The organism is Paenibacillus amylolyticus (assembly GCF_051136285.1).
GTDB lineage: Bacteria > Bacillota > Bacilli > Paenibacillales > Paenibacillaceae > Paenibacillus > Paenibacillus amylolyticus_F.
Genome location: NZ_CP194938.1, coordinates 3,103,282 through 3,117,059, shown reverse-complemented (window position 1 = coordinate 3,117,059; position 13,778 = coordinate 3,103,282). Strand labels below are relative to the sequence as shown.

Annotated in this window: 12 protein-coding genes; 10 read left to right on the top strand and 2 right to left on the bottom strand. The window is 47.5% G+C overall.

The window, feature by feature from the left end:
• The first annotated feature begins 151 nt into the window (after positions 1–151).
• From ACR8BL_RS13565 to ACR8BL_RS13550, 4 genes are all read left to right on the top strand, one after another.
• On the top strand, positions 152–1,372 hold the full coding sequence (locus tag ACR8BL_RS13565; protein WP_434748162.1) for an MFS transporter: 1,221 nt from the start codon (positions 152–154) through the stop codon (positions 1,370–1,372).
• A gap of 231 nt (positions 1,373–1,603) precedes the next feature.
• Positions 1,604–2,026 (top strand): universal stress protein, encoded by a 423-nt coding sequence (locus ACR8BL_RS13560; RefSeq protein WP_434748161.1) that lies wholly within the window; start codon positions 1,604–1,606, stop codon positions 2,024–2,026.
• 756 nt (positions 2,027–2,782) lie between these two features.
• A complete protein-coding gene (locus ACR8BL_RS13555) occupies positions 2,783–4,207 on the top strand; it encodes an aldehyde dehydrogenase family protein (RefSeq protein ID WP_434748160.1) in 1,425 nt (474 codons plus the stop codon).
• Positions 4,208–4,720: 513 nt separating this feature from the next.
• The gene (locus ACR8BL_RS13550; protein ID WP_434748159.1) at positions 4,721–5,488 is read left to right on the top strand and encodes a MerR family transcriptional regulator; all 768 of its coding nucleotides are present in this window, start codon (positions 4,721–4,723) and stop codon (positions 5,486–5,488) included.
• A 168-nt stretch (positions 5,489–5,656) separates the two neighbouring features.
• On the opposite strand, the gene ACR8BL_RS13545 is transcribed toward ACR8BL_RS13550, so the two are convergent.
• Positions 5,657–6,136, bottom strand: coding sequence for a GAF domain-containing protein (locus tag ACR8BL_RS13545; RefSeq protein ID WP_434748158.1), 480 nt, complete (start codon positions 6,134–6,136; stop codon positions 5,657–5,659).
• A 187-nt stretch (positions 6,137–6,323) separates the two neighbouring features.
• On the opposite strand from ACR8BL_RS13545, the gene ACR8BL_RS13540 reads away from it, so the two are divergent.
• From ACR8BL_RS13540 to ACR8BL_RS13525, 4 genes are all read left to right on the top strand, one after another.
• On the top strand, positions 6,324–6,620 hold the full coding sequence (locus ACR8BL_RS13540) for a hypothetical protein (RefSeq protein WP_434748157.1): 297 nt from the start codon (positions 6,324–6,326) through the stop codon (positions 6,618–6,620).
• 235 nt (positions 6,621–6,855) lie between these two features.
• Complete coding sequence (locus ACR8BL_RS13535) at positions 6,856–7,428, top strand: GNAT family N-acetyltransferase (protein ID WP_339835182.1); 573 nt, start codon at positions 6,856–6,858, stop codon at positions 7,426–7,428.
• 246 nt (positions 7,429–7,674) lie between these two features.
• On the top strand, positions 7,675–9,183 hold the full coding sequence (locus tag ACR8BL_RS13530; protein WP_434748156.1) for an MDR family MFS transporter: 1,509 nt from the start codon (positions 7,675–7,677) through the stop codon (positions 9,181–9,183).
• A gap of 157 nt (positions 9,184–9,340) precedes the next feature.
• A complete protein-coding gene (locus tag ACR8BL_RS13525; protein ID WP_434748155.1) occupies positions 9,341–9,841 on the top strand; it encodes a hypothetical protein in 501 nt (166 codons plus the stop codon).
• 50 nt (positions 9,842–9,891) lie between these two features.
• Here ACR8BL_RS13525 and ACR8BL_RS13520 read toward each other — a convergent pair whose 3' ends face one another.
• On the bottom strand, positions 9,892–10,353 hold the full coding sequence (locus ACR8BL_RS13520; RefSeq protein ID WP_434748154.1) for a MarR family winged helix-turn-helix transcriptional regulator: 462 nt from the start codon (positions 10,351–10,353) through the stop codon (positions 9,892–9,894).
• Positions 10,354–10,953: 600 nt separating this feature from the next.
• Here ACR8BL_RS13520 and ACR8BL_RS13515 point away from each other — a divergent pair.
• Together ACR8BL_RS13515 and ACR8BL_RS13510 are read left to right on the top strand one after the other, a co-directional pair.
• Positions 10,954–12,285: an MFS transporter gene (locus tag ACR8BL_RS13515; RefSeq protein ID WP_434748153.1), complete on the top strand. Its 1,332-nt coding sequence runs from the start codon at positions 10,954–10,956 to the stop codon at positions 12,283–12,285.
• Positions 12,286–12,488: 203 nt separating this feature from the next.
• On the top strand, positions 12,489–13,760 hold the full coding sequence (locus ACR8BL_RS13510; protein WP_434748152.1) for a hypothetical protein: 1,272 nt from the start codon (positions 12,489–12,491) through the stop codon (positions 13,758–13,760).
• The last annotated feature ends 18 nt before the right edge of the window (positions 13,761–13,778 follow it).

The window sequence follows — 13,778 nt, the reverse complement described above, 5'->3', positions numbered from 1 at the left end:
GGGCTTCATGCTTTAGTACATACACTGGAAACTCCGGTGTGCTTGTGCTGTTTTGGTGTCTTATTTATTGAAAATAGGAAACGGATTATTCTGAAAAATTTCAACCTTTTGAAAAAAATCATCATACCATTTAACATCGGAGGAATGACCTATGAAAAGAGAACCATCACTACCTGACGAATTGCCGTCATCCCGTGGAGGTCTGCTGTCCCAGCCACGAGCGGTCTGGGCTGTAGCTTTCGCCTGTATCATCTCGTTTATGGGACTTGGTCTGGTAGACCCGATCTTGCCAGCCATCGCGGATCAACTACACGCGTCCAAAAGCCAAGTGTCCTTGCTGTTTACCAGCTATAACGCGGTAACGGGGATCGCCATGTTAATCACAGGTGTGGTATCCAGCCGTATTGGTGTGAAATGGACGCTGCTCAGCGGTATATTGCTGATTATTGTCTTTTCGTTCCTTGGGGGTACATCCGACACGGTCGGAGCGCTGGTTGGTTATCGCGGGGGCTGGGGACTTGGAAATGCCTTGTTCATCGCCACCGCGTTGTCAGCTATTGTTGGCTTGTCCACATCGGGGACAGCCAAGGCTATTATTTTATACGAAGCAGCACTGGGGCTCGGGATTGCTGTTGGCCCGTTGCTTGGCGGGGAACTGGGTTCCATCTCTTGGCGCGGCCCGTTCTACGGGGTAGCTGCTCTGATGGCGATTGCTTTTATCAGCATCATGTTTATGTTGCCCAAAATGGCTAAACCGAAAACGCGCAGCACATTGTCCGACCCGTTCAAAGCGCTCGGTTATCCTTCACTGAAAACGTTGGCGATTACCGCCTTTTTATATAACTTTGGATTCTTTACTTTGATGGCTTATTCACCTTATGTCATGAAACTGGACGAACACGGCCTCGGTTATGTCTTCTTTGGATGGGGATTGATGCTGGCGATTACGTCCGTCTTTGTGGCACCGAAGCTGCAGCGCCGATTTGGCTCCGTGCCTTCCATGAGTGTCATGCTCACGTTGTTTGCGCTGGACTTGCTGGTGATGGCTGTTGGTACGGTGATGGGATCATCGACAACGGTGATCGTTGCAGTTATCGTCGCAGGTATTTTCCTGGGTATTAACAATACGTTGATCACAACGGCTGTGATGGAAGCAGCGCCAGTAGAGCGTTCCGTAGCATCTGCGGCATACAGTTTTGTGCGGTTTATGGGTGGCGCGTTAGCCCCATGGCTTGCGGGTAAACTGTCTGAATGGTTTTTGCCAGAAACGCCGTTTTATTTCGGTGCGCTGATGGTGTTGATTGGTGTCGTTGTATTGCTGATGCGCCGTCGTCACCTGCGGGATATCGATGCTTCAATCACAGCTCATTAATGCTCATCAATGCTCACTAATGGTTAATGAATATATTGCGATTTCAGCTCTCGTGAATAAACATTGTGAATAGAGCCTATTCATTTTTTGCCGAAATGGCATCCATGAACCGTTATTACGGATACGCGACGGATGCAGACCTTAACAAACAAATAGACAGAACAGATTAGATAAACAGAACAAATAAACAGGCAATATTTCGTTGCTGATCAACAGACTGGAGGAATGGATATGCTAAAACGAATATTAGTCGCGGTAGATGAATCGAATCATGCGAAGAAGGCGCTGGAACAGGCTCTGATGCTGGCTGAACAGATGAAACATCCTGTCAGTCTAACCATCGTGCACGTGAATCCATCTATCTCGATTAACGAGCCAGCGCTTGGAGTTGACTTGGAGGAACGCATTGCTGAAGAAGGGAAGCACATCATCGAGCCGGTGATCGAGCAATTGGCTAGTCGCGGGGTGTCCTATGAGACGATGCTGGTCGCAGGTGATCCAGTAACAGAAATCTGTCGCATTACACGTGAACAGCAAGTTGATCTTATTGCGATAGGTACCGGCGGTAAAAGGTTGCTGGCTGAGATTGTAGTTGGCAGTGTTAGTCACGGAGTGCTGAAGCATGCCGAGTGTCCGGTTATGACGGTGAAATAAAACTGCAACAATTCTAACGATCTCAGGAGAGCTTATTTTGCGGAAAAATACCCTTTTGAAATTCTAACGATCCGTAGAGACGTTATTTGGTCTTTTCAGTGTGAAAAACGGGTAATTATCGTGTTTTAGAATGAAATAAGGTTTGTGGTGATCGTTAGAATTATATACGCCTCAAATCTGGTTAAATAAGGTTCATGGTGATCGTTAGAGCTGAGGAGTATCATCCCATGCCAGCCCTGTGGTTCAACCGACTACCTTCATATTGAGAGTTATGTGCTCATGGAGCAAGATGTACTATATATGAACGTTACAGGTTTACAGGTAGTAATGTTGACATTGCATTAGGACTAGTAACAGTGTGGGGTACTTCGTAGAGATGCACCACAGTAATGGTACCCAGCAACAGCACTTAGTAACAATGCATGACAGTAAAGAGAACTGGAAACGGCACTTAGTAACAATGCATGACAGTAAAGAGAACTGGCAACAGTACTCAGTAGCGATGCGCCACAGTAACGGTAACCAGCAACATTGCCCAGTAGCGATGTTTACGCACAGCCCAAACCAACGATAAGTACCGAGTAACTTCTATCATTCCGTCAACTGGGTGGAAGAGCGCCAAATAGTGTATAACTAGAGTAGGGTTATCCAAGATAGTTACTTACTTGCAAGTGGTGATTAGCAATGAATTCGTTTGATGACGAATCGTGAGAGTGTGAGGAATCCAAAGAGTGAATGAACGGAGGGTGTAATTTAATGAAAAAACAACATCTGTTTATCGGCGGCAAATACACCGAATCGGTAAAATATACAACACTCCAGGCGCCCTATTCCGGGGAAACGCTGTCAGAAGTAGCTTCCGCTTCGGCAGAGGAAACCGAGGTTGCCATTGCTGCAGCTGTGAAAGCACGTAAAACGATGCGCCAGATGCCAGCACATCAGCGTGCAGACTTACTGTACAAGCTGTCTGCCATGCTGGAGGAACGCAAAGAAGAGGCTGCACGCATCGTCGCATTGGAGGCGGCCAAGCCGATCACTGCGGCAAGAGCCGAGATTGATCGTACAATAGAGACATATCGGTTTGCTGCCGAAGAAGCGAAACGGCTTACCGGAGAAACGGTTCCGATGGATGCCGCCAAAGGCGGCGAAGGTCGCATTGGTTATACGATGCGTCAGCCACTCGGGGTCATTGGTGCGATTACACCGTTTAATTTTCCGATGAATCTGGTTGCTCATAAGGTTGGACCCGCGCTGGCTGCTGGGAATACAATCGTGCTTAAACCTGCGGAACAGACACCGCTATCTGCCTATTACATCGCGAATTTGCTCCAAGAGGCGGGACTGCCAGATGGAGCACTGAACGTTGTTAGCGGTGAAGGCAAAACGATTGGTGATGTGCTTGTAGGACATCCTGATGTGGCTTACATCACATTTACTGGCAGCCCAGCCGTTGGAACAAATATCCGCAGCAATGCTGGACTGAAACGAGTTACGCTGGAGTTGGGTTCCAATGCGGCTGTCATTGTAGATAAAGATGCCGATCTGGACAAGGTTATTCCGCGTTGTGTCACAGGGGCGTTCACCTATCAGGGACAGGTCTGTATTTCATTGCAGCGTATCTATGTGCATCAGGCGATTGCCGAGCAGTTTATCAAGCGCTTTGCCGAAGCAGCTGAACAGGTTGTGATCGGTGATCCGCTGAACGAGGATACGGTGGTGTCTGCACTCATTACTTCTAAGGATGTACAACGTACGTTGGAATGGATCGATGAGGCGAAACAGGCGGGAGCAACGGTTGCAGCAGGTGGTAAGGCTGAAGGGGGCGTGCTGCGTCCAACGGTGCTTGTGAACGTGCCGCGTGATGCCAAGGTATCCTGTCAGGAAGTGTTTGCGCCGATTGTTGTGATTAACCCGGTGGATTCCGTAGACGAGGGTATCCAGCATGTCAACGACTCCATGTATGGACTTCAGGCAGGAGTGTTCACGAGTGACATACAAACGGCACTTCGGGCCGTGGATGAGATTGAAGCGGGCGGTGTGATGATCAATGATATCCCAACATTCCGGGTGGATCATATGCCGTATGGCGGTGTGAAGCAAAGTGGCATCGGGCGTGAAGGTGTGAAGTATGCAACGGAGGAAATGACGGAACTGAAGTTTGTCATGTTTAACAAAAATTAATCGAATTCATCGTTAGGAATATGACCGATAGCTATCAAGTTTTTGGAAATCCTGTACCTGTCTCACGGGTGCAGGATTTTTTTGAGGTATGAACAATTAACAACAAAAAAATAACCAAAAAATAGTCAAAAAAACATCAAAAACGATTGCAACAAGTGTAAAGCTGTCTGAAAAAATACATCATTTTTCTTCAATGACTACAGGTTCACATTGAGTGAGGAGGGTATTAATTAGGTAACATACTGCAAAGCAGGTGTCTAATCCCGTTGATCTTCATAGAGTCTGGATACACGTATATTTTAACAGCGGGTTCCGTTCTTAAGTAAGGACGATACGTTTGCTAAGTGCGATTCCGAGACCAATGAAGGCTTTTCAAACATCCAGTAAGAAAAGGTTTTTCAAGTACCAGGCAGGATTTAAGTTTTACTTTTCGGTTTTTAAGATATAGCAAAACAAGGTGCAGACAGCGGGTGAATTCACAGAGCACGCAAGTCAGGCAGGAGGTGATATCATATGGCGTATTCCATGACAGATGTATCCGGTATGTCAGGTGTGAGCTTGAACGAGTTAAGTCATTATGCGGAGCTGGGGCTGCTGTCTCCTGCTTTTCGTGGACTAGATGAAGATATCTATTATGAAAAAAAGGAGCTGCTTAAACTTCAGCAAATTCTGTTCTGCAAGGAGGCAGGTGTGCCGGAGGAAGAGATCGGCTCCATACTCAAGGAGGATCCTCTGGAAATGGTGCGTGTGATGCAGCAACATCGTATCCGGATTCTGGAGGAGGCTCTTCGCCTACACGGTCTGATCCAGACGTTAGATCGAACCGTCTCCTATCTTCAAGGGGAACGGGCGATGGAGGAGCATGAACTATACTATGGCTTTGGGCATAACTTACGTCAGGCCTGGCTCCCAGAAGCAGGTCATACACATCACTCGCTTGATAATCGTGCGACACGTGACCTGAAAGCTGAGAAAATTGAGTTGAAATCCAAGGAAGATTTTCTGGACTCACAGGCTAAAATCGATCGGATTCATCTGGATTTGAAACAGGCACTGGAACTTGGTCTCAAGCCGGACAGCCCGGCCGTACAACAGATTATCGGAAGACACCTCGAATGGATCAAAGGATATTACACACCTACGGCTGATATCTATCGGGATTTGGCCAATCTGTACGTTGAGCACCGCGATTTTCGTAACATGTATGATGGCTATCATCCAAAACTCGCTGAATTCCTGCGGGAGGGAATGATGATCAAAGCGGCACAGGATCTATCCTAGATGCATAAAGTAAGATGGGCGGGCAAGAACATCGGTGTGAACATAGCAACAAAAAGCGCAGACCTCCGAGAGGGCTGCGCTTTTTGTTAAAACACATCGTTCTCGCCATCATATGATGAGAGGACGAGAATTATGTTGTTTGAATGAATTGGAAATGAGCCAAACAGCTTACAGCTGCTCTGTGAGCAGGCTGACTGCTTTTTCCAGGAAGATGCGATCTTCATCGTCAAAACGGTTTTTGATCGGGCTGTCGATATCCAGCACTCCGTATAATTGTCCGTCTTTGATAATCGGAACAACGATTTCACTATTGGATGCAGCATCACAGGCGATATGGCCTGGGAAAGCATGCACATCATCAACAACGAGTGTGCGTCTCTCCGCAGCAGAGGTGCCGCATACTCCGCGTCCAAGTGGAATTCGGATGCAGGCAGGCAACCCTTGGAACGGTCCGAGGACCAATTCTTTGCCATCATACAGATAGAATCCGACCCAGTTGGTATCGGTTAGAAATACATTGAGCAGCGCAGCAGCGTTAGCCAGATTGGCAATCGCACTAGGTTCATCGCGAATCAGGGCACTTAACTGTCCCAGGACGGCGGTGTGCTGCTCGTTTCGTGTTCCTTCATAGGAAACAGCTTGAAACATGGTGGATCACCCTCCCGAGCAAAAATGGTACTTATTTTCAAGATAGTGCAGTAGATGCGGTTAGTCAAGCAGAATGATTTTGGAAAGAGGTGGAAGTACTCGGAGCAGGAGCCTGTTTCTCTGGTACTTTCACGGGGTAATTACTTAGCAACCAAGAAGGGCTATAACCCTGGAAGGAGCTTAGCTTATGCATGCAGAAGTACAGAACCTATTTGTACGAATTCATCTTCTATATTTTGCCCAAAATGAGGATTTAACCGTAAGCGATGCACTGCCTATGTTAGAAGAGCGAGGATATCGCGTGGGTGAGCGTGAGATCAAGCAGGAGCTTGAACACCTGACGCAAGAGAACTTCCTGACTGCCCATGGAGACCAGTGGAGTCTGACCGGGACAGGCATTGAGGAGTATAAAGAAATTGTTGCTGTGCTTGGACGGGTAAGCGAGGAATTGCTTGCTGGAGGCAAGAAAGCATCTCCGGCTTAAAGCTTTCTCATCTCCAGTTTTGCGAGAAGCTGAGCAAAAAAAAGGAATGACCCTCGGCATAAAACAGGACAACCTGTGCTGGTGGATTCATAGTTACATCAAGGCCGGGAGCGGATGCGCCCGGTTTTTTGATATGATCGGAAGAGTGAACGGTTGCCAATTGGTGCAGGTTATGGTTAGATGGCTAATGAATCTTATGGTCTGCAAGAGAAGGATCGGATCGGAGTGTCAGTTGATGTATAAATGTAAAGGAAGAATCCCGGAGCTTGAGACTGCGCGGCTTCGTTTGCGCAAAATGCGTCGCAAGGATGCGGCCCAGATGTTCGTACACTGGTCAGACCGGGAGGTTACGCGGTATATGAACCTCGCACCGATGATCGGGACAAGCGAGGCAGCGGATATGATCGGGCTGCTGAACCATATGGCAGGGGAAGAGGATGCCATTCGGTGGGGCATTGAACTAAAGGCTACCGGCAAGTTAATCGGGAGCTGCGGATTCAACACATGGCAGCTGGAAGGTGCATTTCGCGGTGAGATCGGATATGAGCTTGGCCGTGAGTACTGGCGTTACGGATATATGTCCGAGGCATTCACGGCGCTGCTACCCTTTGGTTATGAGACGATGGGATTGAACCGGATTGAAGCACTTGTGGACCCGCGCAATGCAGCTTCGGGCACGTTCCTGACAAGTCAGGGCTTCACACGTGAGGGTCTGCTACGCCAGGTGCAGCATACGTCCACGGGGTACAAAGACATGGTCATGTACTCGCTATTATATGATGAATTTCTTCGCAACAAGAGAAGGTAGTAAGATAACGTAGAGACAGAACAAAGCTGGAGAAGCGGAGCGTTCGTCTGAAAGCTTTCGGCACGAAAGCTACATCGGAAGCATAGGCTTACCACCGGGATTTTCTCTATCATAAACAGTTCAAAAAATCCGGGGGTAACAACGATCGAAAGATTGTTCTGGCTTGGAGTGGACGTGTAAATAATATTCATCTTAAATGACTAAAGAGAAAAAGAGAGAAGGGTTTGTGTGAATACAACAGGTGGTTTGAAGCGTAGTTTTATTCTCGCTGGTTTGCTGCTGGCAACGTTTCTGTCCGCGATTGAGGGTACCGTAATCGGTCCGGCTGGCCCGACGATTGTCAGCGAACTGGGCAGCGTGCAGCTGCTGAGCTGGATTTTTACGGCGTATCTGCTCACGATGGCAGTCAGTACGCCGATTTTTGGCAAAATCAGTGACTTGTATGGACGTAAACCGGTCTTCCTTATCGGCTGTGCTTTATTTTTGCTGGGATCACTCTTATGCTGTCTTTCGCAGAATATGGAGCAACTGATCATTTACCGTGCCATTCAAGGGATTGGGGCAGGAGCTGTCGTGCCGGTTACCTTTACAATTATCGGGGATATTTACCGTATTGAGGAACGTGGCAAAATCCAGGGCTGGATCAGCTCGGTATGGGGCATCTCGTCTCTCGTCGGCCCGCTGCTCGGTGGTTATTTTGTGGACAACCTCGGTTGGCAGTGGATTTTCGGGTTTAATGTGCCGTTTGGTTTGCTTGCGATGTGGTTTGTATTCCGTTATTTGAAGGAGGATATCTCACCACGCACGGCCAAAATTGATTATATGGGAGCGTTGACCTTCACCGTTGGTATTACCGCTTTGCTCTTTGTTTTATCGGCGGGTGGGCAGTATTACGCATGGAGTTCTCCATTGATTGTGGCACTGAGCATCGTTGCTGTGCTGTTTATCATTTTGTTTTTTGTGGTGGAAAAAAAAGCTCAGGCCCCGATGGTTCCACTTCATCTGTTCCGTATCCGGGACATCCGGGTGGCGAATATCGCCGGCCTGCTGACCAGTACCTTGATGATCGGCTTAACCAGCTATCTGCCGCTCTGGGTACAAGGGGTTCGCGGAGGCAATGCAACGGAGTCCGGGTTGTTGCTTGCACCGATGTCCGTTGGTTGGCTGATCGGTAGCGTGCTGGCTGGCCGGCTGCTGCTCAAGATCGGATCACGGTTGACCACATTAATTGGACTTACCGGGATCGCCGTTGGTTCGGGTGGGCTGTTCTTGGTTGGCGGGACTTCTCCGCAGGTCGTACTGTTTATTTTGACCTTTATTTATGGGCTAGGGTTCGGTTTTGCCTTTACGATCTTCACCATCATTGCCCAGTCTTCTGTTGGGTATAAAGAGCGCGGTTCTTCAACGGCATTGCATACGTTCATGCGTACACTCGGCCAGACGATTGGTGCAGCAGCATTTGGAACGTGGCTGAACTTCCGCATCTCGGCACTGTCGAGTGAACAAAATTTGGCGGCGTCAGGTATTTCCGAGAAGGATTTAAATGAACTGCTTGCACCGCATACGGATGCAGCCTTATCGAACGAGAAGTGGGCGCTACTGCGCAGTGTGCTGGAGGGCAGCCTGCATTCCTTGTTTGTCATTATGTTTGTTATTGCTATTGTTTCGTGGGTCATTACATTAGCTTTGCGCAAACGACTGATCGTTCCCGAGGATGCAGATGCTCCGCCACAAGTGGAAGCCATGCAGAAGTAACTGAGTAGCAGAGTAGAGGGAAGAAATGCGAGGCCAAGTAATGGAATGCACGAATAGAATATCATCGCTATGTTCTAAAAAAGCAGCTGAATATCAGCTGCTTTTTATATTATAATGGGTTTAGTAGGATGAACTAGAAAAAGGAGGACGATTCGACTTGAGCAAATCAAAGCTAGTTGTCTTGCGGTCTGTTGCCCCTTGTGTGCGAATCTTGTCAGCATTGCTGGCCTGTATTTCAATCTCTGTCATCACTGTTCTCATTAAATATGTACCTGTAGCCGAGCGAATGGATAATACGTACTATTCTCCGCTCTGGTATTCATTACTTATCACCCTGCTGATTTATCTGGCTATTGTCATTTTTCTTATTCTTCCACTGTCACTCTTGACGGATGCTGTATCCATATCTGTGGCGCAACGAGCTAGGTGGAGAATCCATCCAGTTGTATCAAGAATGATTGGTTATGTTCTGTTAGCAGGATTAAGCGGTGTTCTGTTCTCTGTCTTTGTGTTTCGCGGGAATACGTTTCTTTACATGGGGGCCATTCGCCAGATGTTTATCCTCACTTTGATCTTTCTAAGCTGGCAATATGTTTTGCGGGCAGGGGCTCACTGGTTGGAAATCAAAAAAAATAAAGACCGGATAAGCCTTAATTAGAGACTAATCTGGTCTTTTCTTTTTATGTCTTATTACAGCTTAAATCAATTCTAGCTGCTCGCTGACAGACTTTCTGCACCATGAGCCAGTCTGGCCAGCAGCTCGGATAGCAGTTCTTTATCTTCTTCACTCAGACCACTAACCGCACGATCAATTTTGACTGCATAACCCGGATAGATATCATCCATCGTACGCTGACCTTCTTCGGTCAGTTCAACAAAAATGATACGTCTATCCTGTGGACAATGTTTGCGGCAGAGTAGTCCTTTTTGCTCCAGCTTATCAATGACATAAGTGACATTGCCGCTCTGCAGAAGCAATTGGGCCCCTACCTGCTGGATCGGCTGTGCTCCTTTCATATATAACACTTCGAGCACTCCGTAGGCAGTCGGGTTAAAACCATGTACTTTACTTCCAGATACAGCGTGTTCATTCACACTTTTGAACGTATGAGCCAGGGTGCGGTACAGATGAAGTGAACGTTCTGTCCCGATCTCTTGTAATTCCAGCATGCTGATCCCGCCTTTCAGTGTATTTATATAAGTTGACGTGATTGAAAGTTTCTCTTTGCTGTATAAGCTTGAACTAAGGCTAATTTACCCGTTCACTCCAATGACAGAATAACCTTCCAATCGCTGTTATCCCCAGATTTTTCGATTCCCTTTTCTCAAAAGGAAAATCCGGTGATAAAGGCGAACGCTTCGCTTCTTCAGGTTTTTTCTGTCCTCTCCGTTACTGTGTAAATAGTAGTTAAACTTATATAAAGCGTTTAGGTAAAGATCAGATCAACTTATATGAGTTGGATCGTTATATCAATTGACGAATCAAAGGATCGCCATATGTTCATTGTAGACCTCTATTTTGGTGAAAAACATGCGATATGTCACAAGATTTGCATTTTTAGCATTTAAAATTTGATCAATTGCCACAATTTATAATACATATTCTTAATTAAGCATCCAAATGGATTAGAGCGCAGGGATGCAGAAAAAACAAAAAAATCATCCTGGGGGTGTTTTTCATCTCCGTCTCGGGCAGGAGGTTCTACCAAAGACTCTTTTATATAATCATTATCATATTAAACATTCGGAAAATGATGGAGGAGAAGAGGGATGACCAATTCCATAGTAGAGGGACAAGGGGAACTGAAACAAAATCGTGCTTTCGTTACATTGATGATATCTCAGGCGATATCCAACTTGGGGGACTGGCTGCACCTGTTGGCGATTCTCACACTGGTGGGGCTTCGCTGGAATGCAACACCATGGGAGATTACTTTTGTCACGCTGTCTGCAGCTTTGCCAATTTTGCTCACTGGGCCATTTGCTGGTGCCTTGGCAGATCGCTTGAACCGAAAATGGTTGATGATTATAGCCGATGGTGCCCGGATTATCATCGTGGGAGCATTTATTTTTGCAGATCAGATCTGGCATATCTATGTGTTGCTTATTCTAAAATCTCTATTTGATGTCATGTTCTCACCTGCGAAGAACGGCAAGCTGAAAGAAATTGTACCACATCACCAGCTTGCCCAAGCGGTGTCCATTAGTTCGGTGATTGAACAGATGTCCAAAATAATCGGTCCGGCACTGGGCGGATTACTTGTAGCCGGGTTTGGGATCACGTGGTGTTTTGTGATGGATGCGGCATCATTTCTGATCTCCGGCATTATTTTATTGTGGATTCCCGGACATCGGGTGATCCAACGGGTGGATTCTGACGTAACAGGAGTAGAGGAAGAGACAGCAGGATCGACTCGGGTAAAACAATCCTTTTGGAAAGAAACGCTTGAGGGCATCCGTATGCTAGCTTCCCTTCCTCGCGTAGGGACGTCACTTCTTTTGCTGGCAGCTGCAATTTTGTTTCTACAATTTGCCGATTCACAGACTGTCATCTTATTCAGACAACTTCCCGGCATTTCGGGTGATCTGCTTGGATGGTGTGTTGCGGCAAGTGGTGTCGGAACGTTAATCGCTGCGATGAGTGTCCGGAAATGGAAAACAGCGGGCCACGGGTTAAAAATGGGGCTGGGTACCGCTGTAACAGGTCTCGTGATCGGCACGGCTGGGTTAGTTGTTGGCGTATGGCCATCAGCAGGAATGGGTGCACAGCTGCTTCTTATTTCGCTGTTTGCCATGGCAGGTGCAGGCATCGGGTTTGCAGTAGTGCCTTTTCAGATTCTGCTGCAAGAACAGACCCCTGAACCGATGACAGGCAGGGTATTTGGTACCGTAGGCAGCGTGATGACAACGAGCAATATTCTCGGTCCTGTTACAGGCGGATTGCTTGTCACTTCGTTTGGGGTTATTCCGGCATTTATATGTTCAGGCATTCTGCTGACACTGCTGGGAGTCCTGTATTTGTTGAAGAAACCAAGAGCCAAGACGGGACATATGGAAGTTGGTATTCCGGCACAGTCTGTAGCACCCGGAGAGGTGTCGTAAGGTCGGTTTGTTTTTTGAAAGAATAGTTGAGCATGAAGGCGGAAATTAATTTAAATTTAAAATGTTTTTACTGGAAATCGTTTGAGAGAACGCCTTCATGTTTAATGAGGAACAGGCAGAAATCCCTGTATTCTAATTAATCCTAGGGGAAAACTCATATGCCTTGTCCCACCAACGCTAGCGCGGAAAGGGGGTGAAGCAACTTGAACTTAAAAAGGAAATTACCCAGATCGGTTACACGTCTGGCAAGCATCTCGTTAGCCATTCTGGCCGGAACGTTGGTTATGGGCATTGCTTCATCGCATGTATATGCAGATGATGCTCAGAATCAGGCGGGTTCAAACAAACCGTCCAGCGGATTGTCACTGAACCTGTTCTCACGTGATGCAGAGGGCAGTCTTGATCTGACTCCATCCCTATCGGTATCCACACCACTGCTGGGTGTAGAAGTTCCTTCGATCCAAACGAATGCATCTACTGGCAAGATAAGTGTATCTGAGCTTAAGGTCGATACACCGCTTGGATCGGCAGGAACATCGAAGATTGGCATCGATGCGAAACAAGGGACAGTTGATCTTCCTTCTGTACAAGCAGACACGCCTGTCATTCGAGCAGATGTGTCCGGCAGTCAGGTGAATCTTCAGGAAGGAACAGCTTCCTTACCGGGTATTAAAGCCGAGGTTCCTAAGGTCATTAAAGCAGAGACATCTGCTATTCAAACTGATCTGCGGCAAGGCAAGGTTGAACTGCCTTCCGTAAAAGTTGATGTGCCTGAAGTTACATCAGTAGATGTCTCGACATCAGGGGTGAACCTGAGCGAAGGCAAGGTACGGCTTCCAACGGTGGACGCGAACGTACCTGCTGCGGGTGTAACCGCGGAAGTTGAACCTGGTGTTGATCGTGGAAAAGTGAAGAGCGAACTTCCGGTTATGAAACCGGAGCAGCCCGCGAATTCTTCAAATCAACCTCGTGCTGTGCAGGCATCTGATTCACCATCGTCTCAGGGCAAGAAGAGTGCACAGACCACGGCACGGGATGAAGTACAGGTTACAGGTCAGGTGATTGATCGTGAGATCACTCCCGGTTTGCTAAAAGAGCCCATTGTTTCTCCGGTTGTGCCTGTGAAGCAGGAGGGTCTGAACCAGCGTCAGGAAAATCTGAATGCGGATCAGGCATTACTTGAAAAGCAGGATAAAACCTCTGCACCATGGCAACCACGGACAGAACGACCGGCAAACTGGTCTGTAATGGCAATATCTCCTTCTGCAACGAGTACCTCTACAGGTACAAGCTCCGGTTCATCCGGTGTGACAGGAGGCGGAGCATCCGTTCCGGCCGTAGCACTGCCTTTGGCGATAACAAGTCTGGTGATGCCGGGTTATGATTTTGCTTTTGACATGGAACGTTTGGATGGTTTCAGCCAGTGGTCACAAGCACCACCAGGTCAGCCGCCGAAATATACCTCTTTCTCATAAACAACAATGGCGTTAATT